Source organism: Streptomyces sp. NPDC018263 (genome assembly GCF_055562575.1).
Genome location: NZ_JBVHFA010000006.1, coordinates 204,198 through 222,733, shown reverse-complemented (window position 1 = coordinate 222,733; position 18,536 = coordinate 204,198). Strand labels below are relative to the sequence as shown.

Below are 18,536 nucleotides of genomic sequence, written 5' to 3'. Positions count from 1 at the left end.
CCGCCCCGCCTGCGGACGGCTCGGTCACGGCACCCGAATACCCTCCGGCCGGGAGCCTCGGACCGCGTACAGGACGGTGCCCGCCGCGAAGGCCGTCATGGCGGCCGCCCAGGCGGCCGGCTGGGCACCCGGCTGCACCGGCCAGGCCCAGAGGGCGGCCGCCCGGCCGTGCGCGCCGGAGGAGGCCAGGTAGACGGCGGACACGTAGCCGAAGGCGGGGAGCCAGCTCAGCCGGGCTCCGAGGACCACGGCGGCGAGGGCGACGAGGCCCACGCAGCCCAGGATGTTGCGGATCATCGCCGGGGGCCCGAAGGTCTCCGTGTGCCCGGCGACGACCGGTGTCAGCAGCGCCGAGGCGAGCGCGGTCAGGGCGAGGAGATGAGCCAGCCGCCGGGGCCACCAGGGGCGTACCGCCGTACGGTCCAGTTCGTCGCAGTCGCTGCGCAGGCTCGTGCCGATCACGGCGGTGGCCAGCAGCGGGGCCAGCGCGACGACGGGCACCCGGCGGTAGGGGTCCAGGTACGCGTCCAGGGCCCCGGCCGCCCATACGGCGAAGCCGGTGGTCACGGCGAGGGCGGCCAGGGTCAGGGGGAGGGCGCGGGAGCGGGCGTAGAGCGCGAGAGCGGGGTTCACAGGGACGGCACCGCCTTGTCGTCGCAGGAGTTCCGGGCAGTGAAGTAGGCGGAGAGCCAGGCACGGCGCCGCTCCTCGTCCATGTCGGCCAGCTTCGCCCGGGCGGCCCGGTGGGCGCGCCGTTGGGCGGCCGGCGCGAGGGCGTCGAAGTGGCGTTGCCGGGGGTTCGGCGCCAGATACGCCTCCACGGCGTCGTCCGCGAGTATCCGTCCGGGCCCGTCGCCGCACTCGCCGCGCAGGGACATCACCGCCTCCCACGCGTACTGCTCCGGATCGGTCAGTCGCCCCCGGACGACCGACCAGCCGAAGGGTGCCGGCGTCGGCAGCGGGGCCGCGTCGGCACTCTCGGATTCCTGGTCCGACCAGCGCGCGGGGAGGCCGTGCACGCCGCGCAGCTTTCCGGTGACCCCGGACAGGGCAGCGCGGACCTCGGGGAGCAGCCCGGAGTAGCGGGCGTTGACGCAGATGACCGGCGCGGTGGAGGTGTCGCACACCTGGCGGTGGGTGAGCGGGTCCGGCCGCCACGGGCCGTGCCCGGTGGACAGGAGCAGCGCGGCGGCCAGAGCGACGGCCAGCGGCAGCAGGGCGGTCGCCCGGCGCCGGGCCGCCTGGGCCAGGGTGAGGGCCAGGGCGAGGCCGAGCGTCCAGAGGGCCATCGCCAGGGGCTGCCACCACAGCGGCAGCACATTCGCGGCCAGGTACGACGCCGGATCGAGCGCCCACCCCTGACCGGCGGCCAGACCCAGGCCCACGTACCCGGCCACGCCCAGCAGGGGGGCCGCGAGCGGGGTGGACACGTCCCGGCCGACCAGATGCCCGGCCGGCGCGGCGGCGGCCAGGGCGGCGGCGTCCCCCGGCACCAGAGTGAGACGGGGGCTGTCGCCCACGGAGTACGCCCAGGTGGCGAGGGAGGCGGCGGTCACCGCCACGAGGTAGCCGGTGGCCACCCACAACGCCACCGGCAGGGCGGAGGCCAGCAGCCGGGTGAGCGGCGGGCGGACGGCGGTGCCCCACAGCTCCTCGGTACGACGGCGTCGCTCGCGGCCGCCCTGCCAGCAGCCGGCCGCGGCGGCCAGGGGCATGCCGATCAGCAGGGAGTGGTGGAGCTGCGCGGCGGTCTCCGCCCAGCCGCCCTGCCAGGTGTCGGCCGACGCGGTGAGCAGGACCGAGAGGACCAGCAGGACGGCGGCACCGGCCCAGGGGGCGAAACCCCGGAAGACCTCGGGGCGCAAGGGATGAGCGGTCATCGCACGGTCTCCCGTCCGGGGGTGGCCCGGTGGGCCCGCAGCGCCGCCGTGTAGCCGCGCTCGATCGGGTGGTCGCCGGGGCCGTCCGAGGTCTCGCCGAGCCCGGTCAGGGAGGCGGGCGTGCCCCGGTACGCGATCCGGCCCCCGTCCAGCAGGGTGACCTCCGTACAGGCGGCGGCGACGTCCTCCACCAGGTGGGTGGAGACCACCACCGTGGCCGAGGTGCCGAGTTCGCGGAGCAGTTCGCGGAACTCCACCCGCTGCTCGGGGTCGAGACCGGCGGTGGGTTCGTCCAGCAGCAGCACGCTCGGGTCGTTGACGACGGCCTGGGCGATGCCGACCCGGCGGACCATGCCCCCGGACAGCGTCCGCATCTTCGCGTCGGCCCGGTCCGCGAGGCCGACCCGCCGCACGGCGCGGTCCACGGCGGCCGGAACCCGGTCGGCCGGGACCTCCTTCAGCCAGGCCACGTAGGTCACGAACTCCCGCACGGTGAAGGCCGGGTAGTAGCCGAACTCCTGCGGGAGATAGCCGAGTCGGCGCCGTATCTCGGAGCGCTCGCGCGGGTCGGCGCTGTCCCGGCCGAGCAGCTCCACCCGGCCGGCCGAGGGGCGGCCCACGGTGGCGAGCACCCGGATCAGCGAGGTCTTCCCGGCACCGTTCGGCCCGAGCAGACCGTGGACGCCGGTGCCCAGCTCCAGATCGACGGAGTCGAGGGCGACGGTTCTGCGATGCCGGACGCACAGCCCGGTGACGCGGAGGGACAAGGGGACTCCTGGGAGAGGGGGTTCAGTGGGTGCGGTCGTACGCCGTGCGGCGGGCCGCAAGCAGCAGGGCGCTCAGGGCGACCGCCGCCGCCCACGCGGACTGGGCCGGGGCGCCGTCGAGGCAGCGGGCCAGCCGGGCGCCGATCTCGCCCGGCGACGGCGCGAGCACCGCGCACAGCCAGCCGCCCGCCGTCACGGCGGACGCGGTGCGGAAGCCGGTGAGCGGGCCCAGCGCCAGGGTGGCCAGCGTCAGCGCCAGCCCCGGCAGCAGCCACGCGGCGGCGGCCGGGACGCCGGAGGCGGGCAGCAGCAGCCCGGTGAGGGTCAGCACCGGCAGGCTCACCGCGAGCACGGCCGCCGTACGGGTCAGGGCCAGCCGGAGCCCGCCGCCGGGTGTGGAGGCGGCCAGCTCGTGCAGCGGGTCGGCGTGCGGGCCGTAGGACAGCGCGACCCCGGCCACCGGCACCACCGGGGCGAGCGCCAGCAGCAGCGTCCGCGCCTCCGGCCCGCCCCGGAACTGGCCCAGCAGCAGCGCGGCCCCGGCCACCCCCAGCAGCGCCACCGACCAGGCGCCGCGCACGGCCGGACCGGCGGCCCACAGCAGCCGGGCGAGCCGGGACACCCGCACCTCCGGTACGGCGGAGGCCAGCACGGAGGCCCGTACGTCCGTCAGCACCGCCCCCGCCGCAGTGCGCCGTACGGCCGCCGAGACGCGGGACGTGCAGCCCGCGCAGGACTCCAGGTGCTTCTCCAGGGACCAGGCGTCCGGCTCCGGCAGGGAGCCGTCGGCGTACCGGGCCGCCTGGGCCTCGCTCGCGTGCCACTGCCTGCTCATGCCGGGCCTCCCAGCGGGGACGGGTTCAACTGGGCCAGCGCGGCCCGCAGTTCGGTACGGGCGCGCCGGGCGCGGGACTTGACCGTGCCCTCGGGTATGCCGAGCAGCCGGGCCGTCTCGCGGGTGGTCAGGCCGTCGACCACGGTCGCGCGCAGCACCTCGCGCAGCTCGGGGGAGATCCGGTCCAGGGCGGTGCCGACATCGCCGTACTCCAGCCCGGCCAGCACCCGGTCCTCGGCGGACGGCACGGCGGCCGGCTCCGGCTCCGGCGCGGCCCGCGTGCTGCGCTCCTGGGCGCGGCGGGCGTCGATCAGACGGCGGGCCGCGATCGTCCACAGCCAGCCGCCCGCCTCCGCGCCCCGGTGCCCGGCGGCCGAGCGCCACACCGTGACGAAGGTGTCCTGGAGCACCTCCCGGACCACCTCCGGGTCGGCGCAGCGCCGGGCCAGCCGGGCGTGCAGCCAGCCCGCGTGCCGGTCGTACAGGTCGGCGAGCGCGGCCTGGTCGCCCGCCGCGACGGCCCTGAGCAGGGCGCCGTCGTCCTTCTCCCGGTGGGCCCCCATGGGGCGGAACAGTCTCACACCCCCTCTATCGCCCCGCCCCCGAGCGGTGGATCACTCTCGTGTGCGGGCGTGGCATTCGTGTCGCTGGGTAGGGCTGGGTAATCCGGCAAAACGCACCCGCCCCCGTGACCAAGGAGGCTCTCGTGGCCGCAGCGGTTCACCTGTTCCTGCCCGCCCAGTGGAAACCCGAGGCGGAGACGCCCGCCGACCGCGCGTTCAGCGCGGAGAGCGCCTGTGTGGAGGCGCCGCTGACCAGCGAGCCGCCGCTGCCCGGCACCGAGCCGCTGACCAGCGAGCCCCCGCTCGCCGACACCGTCCCGCTCACCGGTGACGCCGACCCCGTCCCGGTCCGCTTCGGCCCGGCCGAGTAGATGGCCGCGGCGCTGGACGACGACGAGCTGCGCGCGCTCGCGGAGCTGCACGGCGTAGCCACCTCCTACAGCCCCTCCCCGGAGATCATCGTCGCGGTGCCCGCCCCCGCCGTGATCGCCGCCCTGGCCGCCCTGGACGTCGACGCGAGCACCTCGGACGCCGTCCGTACCGCGCTCGCCGAGCGGGAGCGCGAGCTGCGGGAGCGGCTGCTGCCGCCCACCGTGGTCCGCTGGACCGGCCGGGCCGCCGCCGGCACCCCCGCCCTCCCGGACCCCTTCGACGTCCTGCCGCCCGGCACCCGGCTGGAGATCGACACCGAGCAGGGCGAGCGGCACACCTCCCTCGACGGCCTCCCCACCGGCGTCCACCACGTCACCGCCACCGCCCCCGACGGACGCACCGGCCACGCCCACCTCATCGTCGCCCCCGAGCGCCTGCCCGCCCCCACGGGCCGCTCCTACGGCCTGCTCGCCCAGCTCTACTCCGTGCTCTCGCACCGCTCCTGGGGCATGGGCGACCTCGGGGACCTCGCCGAGCTGGCCGCCTGGGCCGGGCGGACCCACGGCGCGGGATTCGTGCAGGTCAACCCGTTGCACGCGGCAGTGCCCGGCGCCCCCACCGACCCCTCCCCGTACCGCCCGTCCTCCCGCCGCTTCCCCGACCCGGTGCACCTGCGCGTCGAGGACGTCCCGGAGTATTCCTACGCCGAGCTGAACCCCCGGCTGCGCGAGCGGGCCGAGCGGCTGCGCGCCGACGTGCTCGACAAGGGCGCCCTCATCGACCGCGACGCGGTGTGGGAGCTGAAGCGCCAGGCGCTGGAACAGGTCGTACGGGTCCCGCTCGGCCCCGGCCGGCAGGCCGCGTACGACGCGTTCCGCGCGGAGGAGGGCCAGGCGCTGGAGGACCACGCCACCTGGTACGCGCTGGCCGAGGAGCACGGCCCCGACTGGCGGACCTGGCCCGAGCCGCTGCGCGACCCCCGCTCGGCGGAGACCGCGCGCGCCCGCGCCCGCCTCGCCGACCGGGTCGAGTTCCACACCCGCCTCGCCTGGCTCACCGACGGCCAGCTCCGCGCCGCCCAGCGGGCCGCGACGGAGGCCGGGATGCCGATCGGGATCGTGCACGACCTCGCGGTCGGCGTGCACCCGGTCGGCGCCGACGCCTGGTCCCAGCAGGACCACTTCGCCGCCGGGATGTCGGTCGGCGCCCCGCCCGACGCCTTCAACGCGCGCGGCCAGGACTGGGGCCTGCCGCCCTGGCGCCCCGACCGGCTCGCGGAGTCCGGCCACCTCCCGTACCGGCTGCTGCTGCGCGCCCTGTTCCGGTACGCGGGCGCGCTGCGCATCGACCACGTCATGGGCCTGTTCCGGCTCTGGTGGGTGCCCGAGGGCAGCCCGCCCACGGACGGCACCTACGTCCGCTACGACGCCGAGGCGATGCTCGCCCTGCTCGCGCTGGAGGCGTCCCGCGCGGGCGCGCTGGTGATCGGGGAGGACCTGGGCACCGTCGAGCCCGGCGTACGCGAGACGCTCCAGCGGCGCGGGGTGCTGGGCACCTCCGTGCTGTGGTTCGAGCGGGACTGGACCGGCGACGGCCGCCCGCTGCCCCCGGAGAGCTGGCGCGAGGACTGCCTGGCCACCGCGACCACCCACGACCTGCCGCCCACGGCCGCCCGGCTCACCGGGGAGCACGTCGACCTGCGCGAGAAGCTCGGCCTGCTGGTCAAGTCCGGCGCGGACGAGCGGGCGGACGCGGTCGCGGACACCGCCGAGTGGCTGGCCCTGCTCGGCAGCCTCGGCCTGCTGGACGCCCCGGCCGCCGGGCCGCCCGGCAGCGACGAGGAGGCCGAGATCCAGGGCTTCCACCGGTTCCTGCTGCGCACCCCGGCCCGGCTGGTCGGCGTCTGGCTCCCGGACGGCGTCGGGGACCGGCGCCCGCAGAACGTGCCCGGCACCTGGGACCAGTACCCGAACTGGCGCCTGCCGGTGTCCGACCCCCAGGGGCGGCCGGTACCGCTGGAGGAGCTGACGGCGTCCCCGAGGCTCGGTGCGCTGCTCGCGGCGGTGCGGGCGGGGCTGGGGCACAGCGGACCCTGAGGGGCCGTCGTGGCCGCGCGTACGGCACCCCGGACGCGCGGCCGGTACGGCGGTTCGCTAACTTGGGGAGCGTGGACAAGAAGAACGCCCTGCGCGCCGGAGCCCTGGCGGCCGGCACGACGCTGATGATGCTGCTCATGTCGTCCCCCGCGCTCGCGCTCAGCCGCGACGACGGCGACGACCCCGGCCCCGGTCTCTCCGCCTGGGAGACCATCGGCCTCTACGTGCTGATCCCGTTGGGCCTGTTCGTCGTCATCGCCGGTCTGGTGATGGTGCTGGACAAGTCGCGGTCGGCCTCGTCCAAGAGCTGACGGACCCCACGGTCCCGACCGCCGGGGGCGCCGGTCCTCCCGCCTCGCGCGGGGCTGGACGGCGCCCCCGGCGTACTTGTTTCCCCGTTCCCCCGAGGAGCCGCGGATGGCAGGCACCGACGGCGTCGTCGTAGTGGGCTGCGGCCCGACCGGACTGCTCCTCGCCGGTGACCTGGCCGAGGCGGGCATCCCGGTCACCGTGCTGGAGAAGCGGCCGCCCGGCATCAGCAACCTCACCCGCGCCTTCGCGCTGCACGCCCGCACGCTGGAGCAGCTCGACATGCGGGGCCTCGCCGACGAACTCGAGTCCCTCGGCCACCCGATGACCCGGCTCGGCCTCTTCGACGGACTCACCCTCGACCTCTCCGACCTCCCCACCCGCTTCCCGCACGTCCTGGTGATCCCGCAGTACGAGGTCGAACGGGTGCTTCAGCGGCGGGCGCGGGAGGCGGGCGCCGAGTTCGTCCACGAGGCCGAGGTGACCGCGCTGACCCAGGACGCGTCCGGCGTGACGGTCCTCGGGCGGGGCATGGAGCCGCTGCGGGCCTCGTACGTCGTCGGGGCGGACGGGATGCGGAGCGCGGTACGGGAGGCGGTGGGCCTTCCCTTCCCCGGACGCTCCGTCATCCGCTCGGTCGTCCTCGCGGACGTACGCCTCCTGGAGGACCCGCCGGGCCTGCTCACCGCGGGCACGACGGGGGACGCCTTCGCGTTGTTGATCCCCTTCGGCGACGGCTACCACCGGGTCGTCGGCTGGCGGCGCTCCCACGACGTGCCCGACGACGCCCCGCTCGACCTCGCCGAGATCCAGGACATCGTCCGCGCCGCCCTCGGCCGGGACTACGGCATGCGCGACCCCCGCTGGCTGTCCCGCTTCCACAGCGACGAACGCCAGGCCCCTTCGTACCGCGTGGGCCGCGTCTTCCTCGCCGGCGACGCCGCCCACGTCCACTCCCCGGCAGGCGGCCAGGGCATGAACACGGGCCTCCAGGACGCGGCGAACCTGAGCTGGAAACTGGCCGCGGTCCTGAACGGCCGCGCGGACGCGTCCCTCCTGGACACGTACGACACCGAACGCCACCCGGTGGGCCGCACCGTCCTCCGCAGCAGCGGCACCCTGATCCGCCTGGCGATGGCGAACCGCCCCTGGACGCGGGCACTCAGATCCGCTCTGGCGACACTGGTCACCCACGTCCCCGCCCTGCGCCGCAGGGCCCTCCACCAGGTAACGGGCCTCGCCTACTCCTACGGCCCCGGCCCCCTGACCGGCAAACGAGCCCCCGACATCCCCCTACCGGGCAACACCCGCCTCTACGAAGCCCTACGCCCGGGCAACTTCGTCCTGCTGACCCAGACCCCCTACGAGGACACGACCCGCCCCCACCTCACCACCTCGGAGTGGGCGGGCCCGCAAACCCTCCTGATCCGCCCGGACGGCCACATCGCCTGGGCGGGGAAGTCCCCGTCGTCAACGGAACTGGAAAAGGCCCTACTTACCCACGTGGGCCCACCGGATCATCCGACCCGAATCTCATAACGAAGCCGCTGCCGACTACCGGGCATCACGATGAGGTCGGCCTGCACGGCCAGGTCCCGCTCATCGAAGGTGGCCCTGCTCAATCGCAACACAGGCTCGTGCTCCCCCAGCCGCAGCGCCTCCCGCTCCTCCGAAGAGGGCATCCCCGCGGCGACGTCCTCCCGCACCCGAACCCCCCGATGCCCCAGCTCGGCCAGCACCCGCACCGCCCCACCGGGAATCTTCCCCCGCCCGGCAAGAGGGGTCCCCCGAGCGATGGCGACGGGATAGTAGCTGTCGGTCAACTCGCAGGCGGCACCGTCCAGCTCGATCACCCGCCGCCGTACGACCACGACCTCCCCGACCCCCACCCCCAGCATCCCTGCAACCTCCTCCGAGGCCCCCACCTCCCCGGCGAACACGATCCGCTGACTCCCCTTTCCCCCCTTGGCCGCAGCCTCAGCCGCCCAGACATCCCCCTGCGCGGACGCCTGCGGGGTCAGATACGGCATCGACGTACTGGTCCAGGTGCTGTCGCTCACTGTGCCTCCCAAAAAAAGGGGGCGCCCGGCACAGTGCCGGGCGCCCCTCTCCACTGCCGGCCGGTTACGCCGAAGCCGCGTCCGCCCGCTGGGCCCTCAACGCCCGCTCCACGCCCGCGCGGGACTCGGAGATCAGGCGGCGGAGGGCCGGGGTGGGGTCTACGGACGTGAGCCACGCGTCCGTCTTGCGGAGCGTCTCCTCGGAGACCTGGACCGACGGGTACAGGCCGACCGCGATCTGCTGGGCCATTTCGTGGGAGCGGGAGTCCCAGGCCGCCTTGACGGAGTCGAAGTAGCGGTCGGTGTAGGGCGCGAGGAGTTCGCGCTGGTCGGTCTGGACGAAGCCGCCGATGACCGCTTCCTGGACGGCGTTGGGGAGCTTGTCGGACTCCACGACCGAGGCCCATGCCTCGGCCTTCGCCTCGGCGGTGGGGCGGGCCGCGCGGGCGGTGGCCGCGTGGCGTTCGCCGGCGGCGGTGCGGTCGCGCTCGTACTCGGCGGCGATCTCCGCCTCGTCGAAGCGGCCGACCGCGGCGAGGCGCTCCACGAACGCCCAGCGCAGCTCGGTGTCGACGGCGAGGCCCTCGACCGTCTGCGAGCCGTCGAGCAGTGCCTCCAGCAGGTCGAGCTGCTCCGGCGTACGGGCCGTCGCCGCGAACGCGCGGGCCCAGGCGAGCTGGTGGTCGCTGCCCGGCTCGGCCGTGCGCAGGTGCGCCAGCGTCGCCTCGGTCCAGCGGGTCAGCAGGGCCTCGCGGGCCGCCGGGTCGGCGTACAGGTCGATCGCCAGCTTGGCCTGCCGGTGCAGGGACTGCACGACACCGATGTCGGACTCCTTGCCGATGCCGGACAGCACCAGCGAGAGGTAGTCACGGGTGGCCAGCTCGCCGTCCCGCGTCATGTCCCAGGCGGAGGCCCAGCTCAGCGCGCGCGGCAGCGACTCCGCGAAGTCGCCGAGGTGCTCGGTGACGACCGCGAGGGACTCCTCGTCCATGCGGACCTTCGCGTACGACAGGTCGTCGTCGTTGAGCAGGATCACGGCCGGCCGGCGGACGCCGGTCAGCTCGGGCACGGCCGTCAGCTCGCCGTCCACATCCAGCTCGACCCGCTTCACCCGGACCAGCTTGCCCGCCTCGTCCAGGTCGTACAGGCCGATCGCGATGCGGTGCGGACGCAGCGTCGGCTCGCCCTTGGCGCCCACGGGGAGCGCGGGGGCCTCCTGGCGGACCGCGAAGGAGGTGATCACACCGTCCGCGTCGGTCTCCAGCTCGGGACGGAGGACGTTGATCCCCGCCGTCTCCAGCCACGCCTTGGACCAGGTCTTCAAGTCGCGCCCGGAGGTCTCCTCCAGCGCGCCCAGCAGATCCGACAGCCGCGTGTTGCCGAACGCGTGCCGCTTGAAGTACGCCTGCACGCCCCGGAAGAACTCGTCCTCACCGACGTACGCCACGAGCTGCTTCAGCACCGAGGCGCCCTTGGCGTAGGTGATGCCGTCGAAGTTGACCAGGACGTCGTCCAGGTCCCGGATCTCGGCCATGATCGGGTGCGTGGAGGGGAGCTGGTCCTGGCGGTACGCCCACGTCTTCATCGAGTTGGCGAACGTCGTCCACGCGTGCGGCCAGCGCGAGCCGGGCGCCGACGCCTGGCAGGCGATGGAGGTGAAGGTGGCGAACGACTCGTTCAGCCACAGGTCGTTCCACCACTCCATGGTGACCAGGTCGCCGAACCACATGTGCGCCAGCTCGTGCAGGATCGTCTCCGCGCGCACCTCGTACGCCGCGTCGGTCACCTTGGACCGGAAGACGTACTGGTCGCGGATGGTCACCGCGCCCGCGTTCTCCATCGCGCCCGCGTTGAACTCCGGCACGAAGAGCTGGTCGTACTTCTCGAACGGGTACGCGTAGTCGAACTTCTCCTGGAACCAGTCGAAGCCCTGCCGGGTGACCTCGAAGATCGCGTCGGAGTCGAGGTGTTCGGCGAGCGAGGGCCGGCAGTAGATGCCGAGCGGCACGGACTGCCCGTCCCTCTCGTACACGCTGTGCACCGAGTGGTACGGGCCCACGATCAGCGCGGTGATGTACGTCGAGATGCGCGGGGTCGGCGCGAACGCCCAGACGTTGTCCTTGGGCTCCGGCGTCGGGGAGTTGGAGATCACCGTCCAGCCCTCGGGCGCGGTCACCGTGAACCGGAACGTCGCCTTGAGGTCCGGCTGCTCGAAGTTGGCGAACACCCGCCGCGCGTCCGGCACCTCGAACTGCGTGTACAGGTAAGCCTGCTCGTCGACCGGGTCCACGAACCGGTGCAGACCCTCACCGGTGTTGGTGTACGCGCAGTCGGCCACCACCCGCAGGATGTTGCGGCCCTGGAGCAGACCGGGCAGCGCGATCCGGGACTCCTTGAAGACCTCCGCCGGGTCCAGCGCGTCCCCGTTCAGCGTCACCTCGCGTACGGCCGGTGCCACCAGGTCGATGAAGGACTCGGCGCCGGACTCGGCCACGTCGAAGCGGACCGTGGTGACGGACCGGAAGGTGCCCCCCTCCTGCGCGCCGGAGAGGTCGAGATCGATCTCGTACGAGTCGACGCTGAGCAGGTCGGCCCGCTGCTGCGCCTCTTCCCGAGTCAGGTTTGTGCCAGGCACGCGGTCATCTCCTCGTTATGTGTGGGTTGCGCCATCCTTCCACGAGAGATCCGCGAACGCGATGTCCTTGTCCCGCCGGTCACGGGGCCTTCGCGGGACCAGCCTGGGACGCATGACGACACACGCCACGACCCTTCACACCGCGCGCGCCGTCGCGGCACCGGTCCTCGCGGAACTGCGCGCCTCGGACGACGCCGGACGCCCACCGACCGCCGTCACCGACCTGGAAGGCGGCGCCCCGCTGCGCTGCTGTCTGCGCCGGAGCGAGCCGGGGGAGCGCATCGCCCTCGTCTCCTACGCGCCCCTGCGCCGCTGGGCGTTGGACACCGGCGCGGAACCGGGGGCGTACGACGAACAGGGCCCGGTGTTCATCCACGCCGACCCCTGCGGCGGACCGGCGCCCGGGGACGACCGCCCCTTCACGGACGCCCACCGCGTCCTGCGCCGCTACTCCCACGACGGCCGCATCCTCGGTGGCCGCCTGGTCACCCCGGCCGAGGACTTCGAGGCCGCCCTGAGCGAGGCGTTCACCGACCCGGAGGTGGCGCTGGTGCACATCAGGGCGGTGGAGTACGGCTGCTTCCTGTACGAGGTGCGCAGGCCGTGAAAAAAGGGGGGCGGGCCGCAGATCGGCACGCCCCCCCGGAGGCGGACTCAGCTCTTCAGCTCGGCCGCCACCAGCTCCGCGATCTGCACCGCGTTCAGCGCGGCACCCTTGCGGAGGTTGTCGTTGGAGATGAACAGCGCGAGGCCGTGCTCCACCGTCTCGTCGGCACGGATGCGGCCCACGTACGACGGGTCCTGGCCGGCCGCCTGGAGCGGGGTCGGGATCTCGGACAGGGCGACACCCGGCGCCTGCGCCAGCAGCTCGGTCGCGCGCTCGACGGAGAGGGGACGGGCGAAGCGGGCGTTGACCTGGAGGGAGTGGCCGGAGAAGACGGGCACGCGCACACAGGTGCCGGAGACCTTCAGCCCGGGGATCTCCAGGATCTTGCGGGACTCGTTGCGGAGCTTCTGCTCCTCGTCGGTCTCGCCCAGGCCGTCGTCCACGATGGAACCGGCCAGCGGGAGCACGTTGAAGGCGATCGGGCGCTTGTAGACGCCCGGCTCGGGGAAGTCCACCGCGTCGCCGTCGTGGGTCAGCTTGTCGGCGTCGGCGACGACCTTCTGCGCCTGCCCGTGCAGCTCGGCCACGCCCGCGAGCCCTGAGCCGGAGACCGCCTGGTAGGTGGCGACGACCAGCGCCTCGAGACCGGCCTCGTCGTGCAGCGGGCGCAGCACCGGCATCGCGGCCATCGTGGTGCAGTTCGGGTTGGCGATGATGCCCTTGGGGCGGTCCGCGATGGCGTGCGGGTTCACCTCGGAGACCACCAGGGGCACCTCGGGGTCCCGGCGCCAGGCCGAGGAGTTGTCGATCACGACCGGGCCCTGCGCGGCGACCTTCTCCGCGAGCGCCTTGGAGGTGGCGCCGCCGGCCGAGAAGAGCACGATGTCGAGGCCGGAGTAGTCGGCGGCCGAGGCGTCCTCCACCGTCACACCGTCCAGCACGGTCCCGGCCGAGCGGGCGGAGGCGAACAGGCGCAGCTCGGTGACCGGGAAGTCCCGCTCCTTGAGGATCTTGCGCATGACCGTGCCGACCTGACCGGTGGCTCCGACGATTCCGACCCTCACGACGACTCCCTCTGTCTGTCCCAGTACCGGGTCACTTGCTTGACCGGCACTTTTCCATCATGCGGCCGACACAGGGCCGCGTGTCCAATCCTTTGTACGGGTGTGCCCGATGTGAGGGACACCCGTACCCGGCGGACGGTTCCGGACCTGCGGTCCCGCGCGGGGGGCGGCCGCAGAAGTTCCCTCCCCCGGACCCGCCGGCCGCAAGCCGTGCTGTCCGGTCCCTGCCCGTCCGGCCCACCGCCATACGGAGGTGTGACGTACGCCGCACACGCCGAAGGGGCGGGCGCCCACCAGGACGCCCGCCCCCTCGGTCACCGCGTCACACCGCTACGGCGTGACGCTGCCGATCTGCACACTCGCCGTGCCCGCGACCGTGCCGCGCGCGTTCACGAGCTGGACGCGGCCGAAGAACTCGCGGCCGGCCGGGGCCTCGGCGGCGGCCGTGACCTGGGCGGTCACCGTGGTGGAAGCGCCCGTGGCGAGCTTCACCGGGGCCGAGCCGTCGACCGTGACCGCGCCGAGGGTGTCGGAGAAGAACACGTCCCGGTAGTCGTAGTCGGTGGAACCGGCCGGGACGGCGTAGCCCACGACCTCGACCGTGTACGTGCCCGCGGCGGGGGACGGGACGGAGACCGCCTCCTCCGAGTCGCCGTCGGCGGACTGGCCGACCAGCTTGCCCGCGGCGTCGTAGACCGCGAGGTCGAGGTCGGCGGCCGGGTCCGAGACCTTGCCGATGGCCACGTCCAGCGACTTGGCGCCGGCCGGGACGTCGACCGTGGTGGTCGCGGTCTCGCCCTCCTTGATCGCCGGGCGGGCGGCCTTCGCGGAGCCGAGCGGGCCGCCGACCAGCTTGCCGTCGAGCGCGGCGTACTTGTTGGTGACCTTCCAGGACGCGGTGGCCGGGACGCCCGCCTTGGCCTCGGGCACGGTCACGGTCTCCGGGTCGAAGACCGCGCCGAGCACGGAGACGTCCAGCTTGTAGGGGTTGTCCAGCAGGGGAGAGGTGCGGCGCGCCTCGACCTCGACCTCCCAGACACCGGCCTGCGGGTCGGCGTAGGAGCGCACGTCCGGCTTGCAGCCGTTGCCGTCGAGGTAGTTGTTGTAGCAGTACGGGGTGCTGGTGTTGTCGACCGGCGTTCCGTAGGGGTGGATGGCGATGAACCGGGTCTGGCTGCCGGACTTCAGGCCGCCGATGGCCACCTCCAGCGACTTGGCGCCCTCGGGCACGGTCAGGAAGTACGACCGGGTGCTGTTGCGCTGCACCGAGGAGGAGAAGGAGCGGGTGTAGTCCACCGGGCTCGCCACCACGACCGTGGTGAGGATCTGCTTGTCGACGCCCACGGTCAGCGGGTCGTCCACGCGCAGGATCGCGCTCTTGAGCCCGGCCGACTTCGGCGCGGCCTCCACCTTGACGGTGACCGGCTGGTTCAGCGGCAGCTTCACCAGCGGGCTGCCGACGACGCGGTAGGTGTGCTCCGGGTCGTTGGCGAAGCTCAGCAGGTGCCAGACCGCGCGGTCGGCGCCGGTGGTGCGGGTGACCGTGACCTCGTACGTCTTGCGCTGGCCGGACTTCAGGCCGCCCTCGCGGTCGTAGAGGCCGGTGCCGAAGCCGGGGGTCTTCAGGGCGTCGTCGATCGCGGTGTCGACCGGGGCCTTCACCGTGTACTCGTGCGCCGAGGCGCCGAGGCGGATCGCGGTCCAGGCGTCCACCACGTCGATCAGGCCGGAGCCCTCCTCGTACGCCTGCGCGCCCTTGATGTGGTGCGCGGTCGAGGTGAGCGCGGTGCGCAGCACGGCCGGGGTGAGGTCGATGTTCTTCTGCTTGGCGGCACTGAGCAGCAGGGCGCTCGCGCCGGCCGCCTGCGGGGAGGCCATCGAGGTGCCCTGGAGCATCGAGTAGCCGGCGGGCAGGGTGTAGCCCGCCTCGGCGACCGGGGAGCCGGGCAGCCAGGTCTGGGTGGTGTTGATCGCGGCGCCGGGCGCCGTGATGGTCGGCGTGAAGCCGCCGTCCTCACGCGGGCCGCGCGAGGAGAACGGCATCAGGGCGTACGGGGTTTCCACCGCCGAGCCGTAGTTCGCCGCCCAGGTCTCCTTGGAGATGGCGGCGCCGACCGAGATCACCTTGTCGGCGAGGCCGGGGTCGCCGATGGTGTTGGCGCCGGGGCCGGAGTTGCCGGCCGAGATGACGAGCTGGACGCCGTAGGTGTCGATGAGCCGGGTGTACAGCGCGGCGCGGGCGTTGTTGCCGTCGTTCAGCGCCGGCAGACCGCCGATGGACATGTTGACGATGTCCACGCCCCGGTTGGTCACCAGGTCGATCATGCCCTCGGTGAGGGCGACGTTGGTGCAGCCCCCGGACCAGGTGCAGGCGCGCGAGGAGACGATCTTGGCGCCGGGCGCGGCACCGTTCATCTTCCCGCCGAACAGCCCGTTGGCCGCGGTGATGCCCGCGACATGCGTGCCGTGCTCGGACTCGATGACACCGATGTTGACGTAGTCGGCCTTGGCGCCCGAGGAGTTGTAGACGACGTCCTTGCGGATCTCGACCACGAACGGGATGCGCTCGACGACGTCCGTCTTCGGGTCGTCGGTGCCGAAGTAGCCGATCTGGTAGCCGTCCTTGTACGGCTTCATCGGCGCGTTGTTCGTGAAGTCCAGGTCGTCGTCGGTGTCGACGCGGACCGTGCCGGTGGCCGGGTCGTACAGCACGCCCCAGGCGTCGGTGGTGTCACCGTCGCGGTTGAGGTCGCCCTTCATGTCGCCGCCGGTGGTGGCGGACTCGTACAGGTAGTTGAACCTGTACGCGCCGGCCGGGGCCGTGAAGGTCTGCGCGCTCGCGCCGGAGCCGACGGAGAAGTACGGGCCGGAGACCGCCGCGGTCATCCGCCGCCAGGTGCCGTCGCCGTCGCTCACCGGGTCGGTGGCGGTGACCCAGTCCACGATCTTGCGCTCACCGGTGGTGGTCTTCTGGAGCGCCGGGTGGCCGAGGTCCACCCCGGAGTCCAGGATGCCGATGGTGACCCCGCGCCCGTCCGCCTTGGGATGGTCCTCGACGAAGTCGACGGCACCGGTCTCGAAGGACGGGTTGTACGGGTTCTTCGCCGGGGTCTTGTCGCCGGGCGCCGGGTAAGCGGCGGCCGTACGGGCGTTCCCGGCGTCCTTCGCGGTGTCCGCGCCCGGCGCCGGGTCGTCCAGCGGGATCTCCTGGCGCAGGTCGATCGCCTGCACCGAGGACAGCTTGGCCGCGGCGGCGATGACCGAGTCCGCCTTGGCGGTCGGGACGGTGGCGCGGACGTAGCCGACCTTGTCGAAGGTGCGGCCCACGGTGCCGGCGGCGTCGAGCTGGGAGGCGACCTGCTCGGTGGAGCCCGGCGCGGTGGCGATCATCATCGTGACGCTCTTGGCGCCGTCCGCCTTGGCCTCCGCGAGCCGGTCGGCGTCGTCCGCGCCGAGCTTGCGGGGCGCGGGCTTGGCGCCGGGGTCGGCGGCCTGGGCGGGCGGCGCTTCGGCGGCCAGCGCCATCGGCACGGGGCCGGCCGCGCAGAGGGCGGCGACCACACCGGCGGCCAGCGTCAGGCGCGCCAGGCGTCTCGGGCCGGGTATCGGGTCACGGTCGGGGGAGTGGGTCATCGCATCCCTTAGTCGGTGAGGGTTGTCCGCGAGGTCCGTTGCCGGACCAGCGCAGCCTTTCCCAAGCGACCGGTTTTTGGGGTTCGTTGACCGAATCGAGATCCATGTATGGGGAAAACCCGCGATGCGATGTGTGCGGTTGGGGACCGAATAAGACCGAATTCACTCGGTTCCCGCGCGGGCCGCGCTAACGTCCCGACATGCGACGCAAGTTGAGGGTGGCGGCCTACGCCGTGTGTGTCCGCGACGGCCGGCTCCTGCTCGCCCGCTCACCCGCGCGGGGCGGCGGCCACGAGTGGGTACTGCCGGGCGGCGGCGCCGAGTTCGGCGAGGACCCGTACGACACCGTGCGCCGCGAGGTGACCGAGGAGACCGGCTACCGGGTGGAGGTGACCGACCTGCTCGGCGTCGACACCAACCGGGCGGTGCTCCCCGGCCGCTTCCCCGCCCGCGCCGTCGACCACCACGGCATACGGCTGCTCTACGCCGCGCGCGTCACGGGCGGCGAACTCCGCCACGAGGTGGGCGGCTCCACCGACCTCGCCGCCTGGCACGATCTGGCCGCCGTGCCGGAGCTGACCCGTGTCTCCCTGATCGACACCGCCCTCGGCCTGTGGCGCGAACGGCCGCCCACCGGCCGCCTGGACGCGCTGGGCGAGCCCGGCTAGCGGGGCAGTACCACCACGTACGCGGCCGGGTCGCGGTCCCCGGCGGCCATCAGGGCCGTGCGGACCACCGCGGCCTGCTGCTCGGCGGACTCCCGCAGCTTCCTCGGGGTGATGTGGACGACCGTGATGCCGAGCCGCTCCAGGTGCTCGCGCTTGCGGGCGTACTCCGACCAGGTCGCGTCCTCGTCCTGGCGCGGGGCGCGGGTGTCCAGCTCGACGGCGACCGCCTGCTCGGGCCAGTAGGCGTCCAGGCCGCCCAGATGGGGGCCGCCGGGCAGGCGCAGGTCGACGTTCCACACCGGGTCGGGGAGCCCGTACCCGGTGACCATCCGGTACAGCCGGTCCTCGGCGGCCGCGCGGCCCTCGGCCACCAGCGAGTCCACCGCCTCCACCACATGGGCCCGGCCCATCAGCCTGGCCTCGGTCAGCTCCCGCACCAGCGCGGCCGGATCGCAGTGTCCGTCGCGCACCGCCTCGGCCAGCAGCCGCCGTACCGTGTCCGCGTCCGTCAGGTGGGCCACCGCGTCCGCCACCGCCCGCGCGACCGGCGCCACCGGCAGGCCCGCGACCGGCCGGGCCGCCGGGAGGTCGGAGGTGCGCACCACGCGCACATACCCGGTCGAGCGCAGCCGGCGCAGCCTCGGGACCAGGACGTCGACGCGCTCCAGCGAGAGCAGCGGGGGAGCGGACGGCAGACCGTGCAGGGCGAGGGCGGCGAGGCCGGTGAGCATCGCCTCGGCGTAGGTCCCCCGGTGCGGGTCGCCCGCGCCCGGCTGGGCGGGCACACCGGGCGTCGACTCGCGGGAGGCGTACAGCAGCGCGCCGTGCAGGCGCTCCTCGCTCGTGGGCGACCCGGAGTGCAGCAGGACCACGTTGGGCAGCAGCAGCCGCCAGGGGCCGTCGGTGCGGCACCGCTCGTTCAGCTCGGCCGTCGTCACCCCGTGGGTGCGCAACTGGGCGGCGGTGAGGACCCGGCGGTGGACCTCGGTCAGGTGGCGGAGGGGGCGGGGGGAGAGCGGGGTGTCGTGCGTCATGGCTCTGGAATGC

Annotated in this window: 16 protein-coding genes; 6 read left to right on the top strand and 10 right to left on the bottom strand. The window is 73.8% G+C overall.

What is annotated here, in order from left to right; translation table 11 throughout:
* Positions 1–24: 24 nt before the first annotated feature.
* The 5 genes from ACZ3HQ_RS19090 to ACZ3HQ_RS19070 are packed head-to-tail and all read right to left on the bottom strand — an operon-like array spanning position 25 to position 4,045.
* A complete protein-coding gene (locus ACZ3HQ_RS19090; RefSeq protein ID WP_467512350.1) occupies positions 25–633 on the bottom strand; it encodes a hypothetical protein in 609 nt (202 codons plus the stop codon).
* A complete protein-coding gene (locus ACZ3HQ_RS19085; protein WP_467512348.1) occupies positions 630–1,880 on the bottom strand; it encodes a hypothetical protein in 1,251 nt (416 codons plus the stop codon). The genes ACZ3HQ_RS19090 and ACZ3HQ_RS19085 overlap by 4 nt, the downstream gene beginning before the upstream one ends.
* The gene (locus tag ACZ3HQ_RS19080) at positions 1,877–2,647 is read right to left on the bottom strand and encodes an ABC transporter ATP-binding protein (RefSeq protein WP_467512346.1); all 771 of its coding nucleotides are present in this window, start codon (positions 2,645–2,647) and stop codon (positions 1,877–1,879) included. Before ACZ3HQ_RS19080 ends, ACZ3HQ_RS19085 begins: the two co-directional genes overlap by 4 nt.
* Before the next feature lie 22 nt (positions 2,648–2,669).
* Complete coding sequence (locus ACZ3HQ_RS19075; RefSeq protein ID WP_467512344.1) at positions 2,670–3,482, bottom strand: zf-HC2 domain-containing protein; 813 nt, start codon at positions 3,480–3,482, stop codon at positions 2,670–2,672.
* The gene (locus ACZ3HQ_RS19070; protein WP_467512816.1) at positions 3,479–4,045 is read right to left on the bottom strand and encodes an RNA polymerase sigma factor; all 567 of its coding nucleotides are present in this window, start codon (positions 4,043–4,045) and stop codon (positions 3,479–3,481) included. The genes ACZ3HQ_RS19075 and ACZ3HQ_RS19070 overlap by 4 nt, the downstream gene beginning before the upstream one ends.
* A 143-nt stretch (positions 4,046–4,188) precedes the next feature.
* On the opposite strand from ACZ3HQ_RS19070, the gene ACZ3HQ_RS19065 reads away from it, so the two are divergent.
* The 4 genes from ACZ3HQ_RS19065 (at position 4,189) to ACZ3HQ_RS19050 (ending at position 8,361) form a co-directional block, all read left to right on the top strand.
* Positions 4,189–4,416, top strand: coding sequence for a hypothetical protein (locus tag ACZ3HQ_RS19065; protein WP_467512342.1), 228 nt, complete (start codon positions 4,189–4,191; stop codon positions 4,414–4,416).
* Complete coding sequence (gene malQ / locus ACZ3HQ_RS19060) at positions 4,417–6,513, top strand: 4-alpha-glucanotransferase (RefSeq protein ID WP_467512340.1); 2,097 nt, start codon at positions 4,417–4,419, stop codon at positions 6,511–6,513.
* Between the two features lie 71 nt (positions 6,514–6,584).
* Positions 6,585–6,824: a hypothetical protein gene (locus ACZ3HQ_RS19055; RefSeq protein WP_467512338.1), complete on the top strand. Its 240-nt coding sequence runs from the start codon at positions 6,585–6,587 to the stop codon at positions 6,822–6,824.
* Positions 6,825–6,930: 106 nt separating this feature from the next.
* Positions 6,931–8,361 carry an FAD-dependent monooxygenase gene (locus ACZ3HQ_RS19050; RefSeq protein ID WP_467512336.1) on the top strand — a complete coding sequence of 477 codons (1,431 nt, stop codon included), beginning with the start codon at positions 6,931–6,933 and terminating at the stop codon, positions 8,359–8,361.
* On the opposite strand, the gene ACZ3HQ_RS19045 is transcribed toward ACZ3HQ_RS19050, so the two are convergent.
* Together ACZ3HQ_RS19045 and pepN are read right to left on the bottom strand one after the other, a co-directional pair.
* Complete coding sequence (locus ACZ3HQ_RS19045) at positions 8,340–8,882, bottom strand: UTRA domain-containing protein (protein WP_467512334.1); 543 nt, start codon at positions 8,880–8,882, stop codon at positions 8,340–8,342. The genes ACZ3HQ_RS19050 and ACZ3HQ_RS19045 overlap by 22 nt on opposite strands.
* A 64-nt stretch (positions 8,883–8,946) precedes the next feature.
* Positions 8,947–11,517 (bottom strand): aminopeptidase N, encoded by a 2,571-nt coding sequence (gene pepN / locus ACZ3HQ_RS19040; protein ID WP_467512332.1) that lies wholly within the window; start codon positions 11,515–11,517, stop codon positions 8,947–8,949.
* A gap of 112 nt (positions 11,518–11,629) precedes the next feature.
* Between pepN and ACZ3HQ_RS19035 the strand changes: the two genes are divergently transcribed.
* A complete protein-coding gene (locus ACZ3HQ_RS19035; RefSeq protein ID WP_467512330.1) occupies positions 11,630–12,124 on the top strand; it encodes a DUF1203 domain-containing protein in 495 nt (164 codons plus the stop codon).
* Positions 12,125–12,171: 47 nt separating this feature from the next.
* Here the strand turns inward: ACZ3HQ_RS19035 and ACZ3HQ_RS19030 are convergent, their stop codons facing one another.
* Positions 12,172–13,188: an aspartate-semialdehyde dehydrogenase gene (locus ACZ3HQ_RS19030; protein ID WP_467512329.1), complete on the bottom strand. Its 1,017-nt coding sequence runs from the start codon at positions 13,186–13,188 to the stop codon at positions 12,172–12,174.
* A gap of 330 nt (positions 13,189–13,518) precedes the next feature.
* Positions 13,519–16,821 (bottom strand): S8 family serine peptidase, encoded by a 3,303-nt coding sequence (locus ACZ3HQ_RS19025; RefSeq protein ID WP_467512327.1) that lies wholly within the window; start codon positions 16,819–16,821, stop codon positions 13,519–13,521.
* A 200-nt stretch (positions 16,822–17,021) separates the two neighbouring features.
* On the opposite strand from ACZ3HQ_RS19025, the gene ACZ3HQ_RS19020 reads away from it, so the two are divergent.
* The gene (locus ACZ3HQ_RS19020) at positions 17,022–17,489 is read left to right on the top strand and encodes an NUDIX hydrolase (RefSeq protein WP_467512325.1); all 468 of its coding nucleotides are present in this window, start codon (positions 17,022–17,024) and stop codon (positions 17,487–17,489) included.
* Here the strand turns inward: ACZ3HQ_RS19020 and ACZ3HQ_RS19015 are convergent.
* Entirely contained in the window at positions 17,486–18,523 is a 1,038-nt protein-coding gene (locus ACZ3HQ_RS19015) for a hypothetical protein (protein WP_467512323.1), read from the bottom strand. The two genes, ACZ3HQ_RS19020 and ACZ3HQ_RS19015, sit on opposite strands and share 4 nt — an antisense overlap.
* Positions 18,524–18,536: the final 13 nt, after the last annotated feature.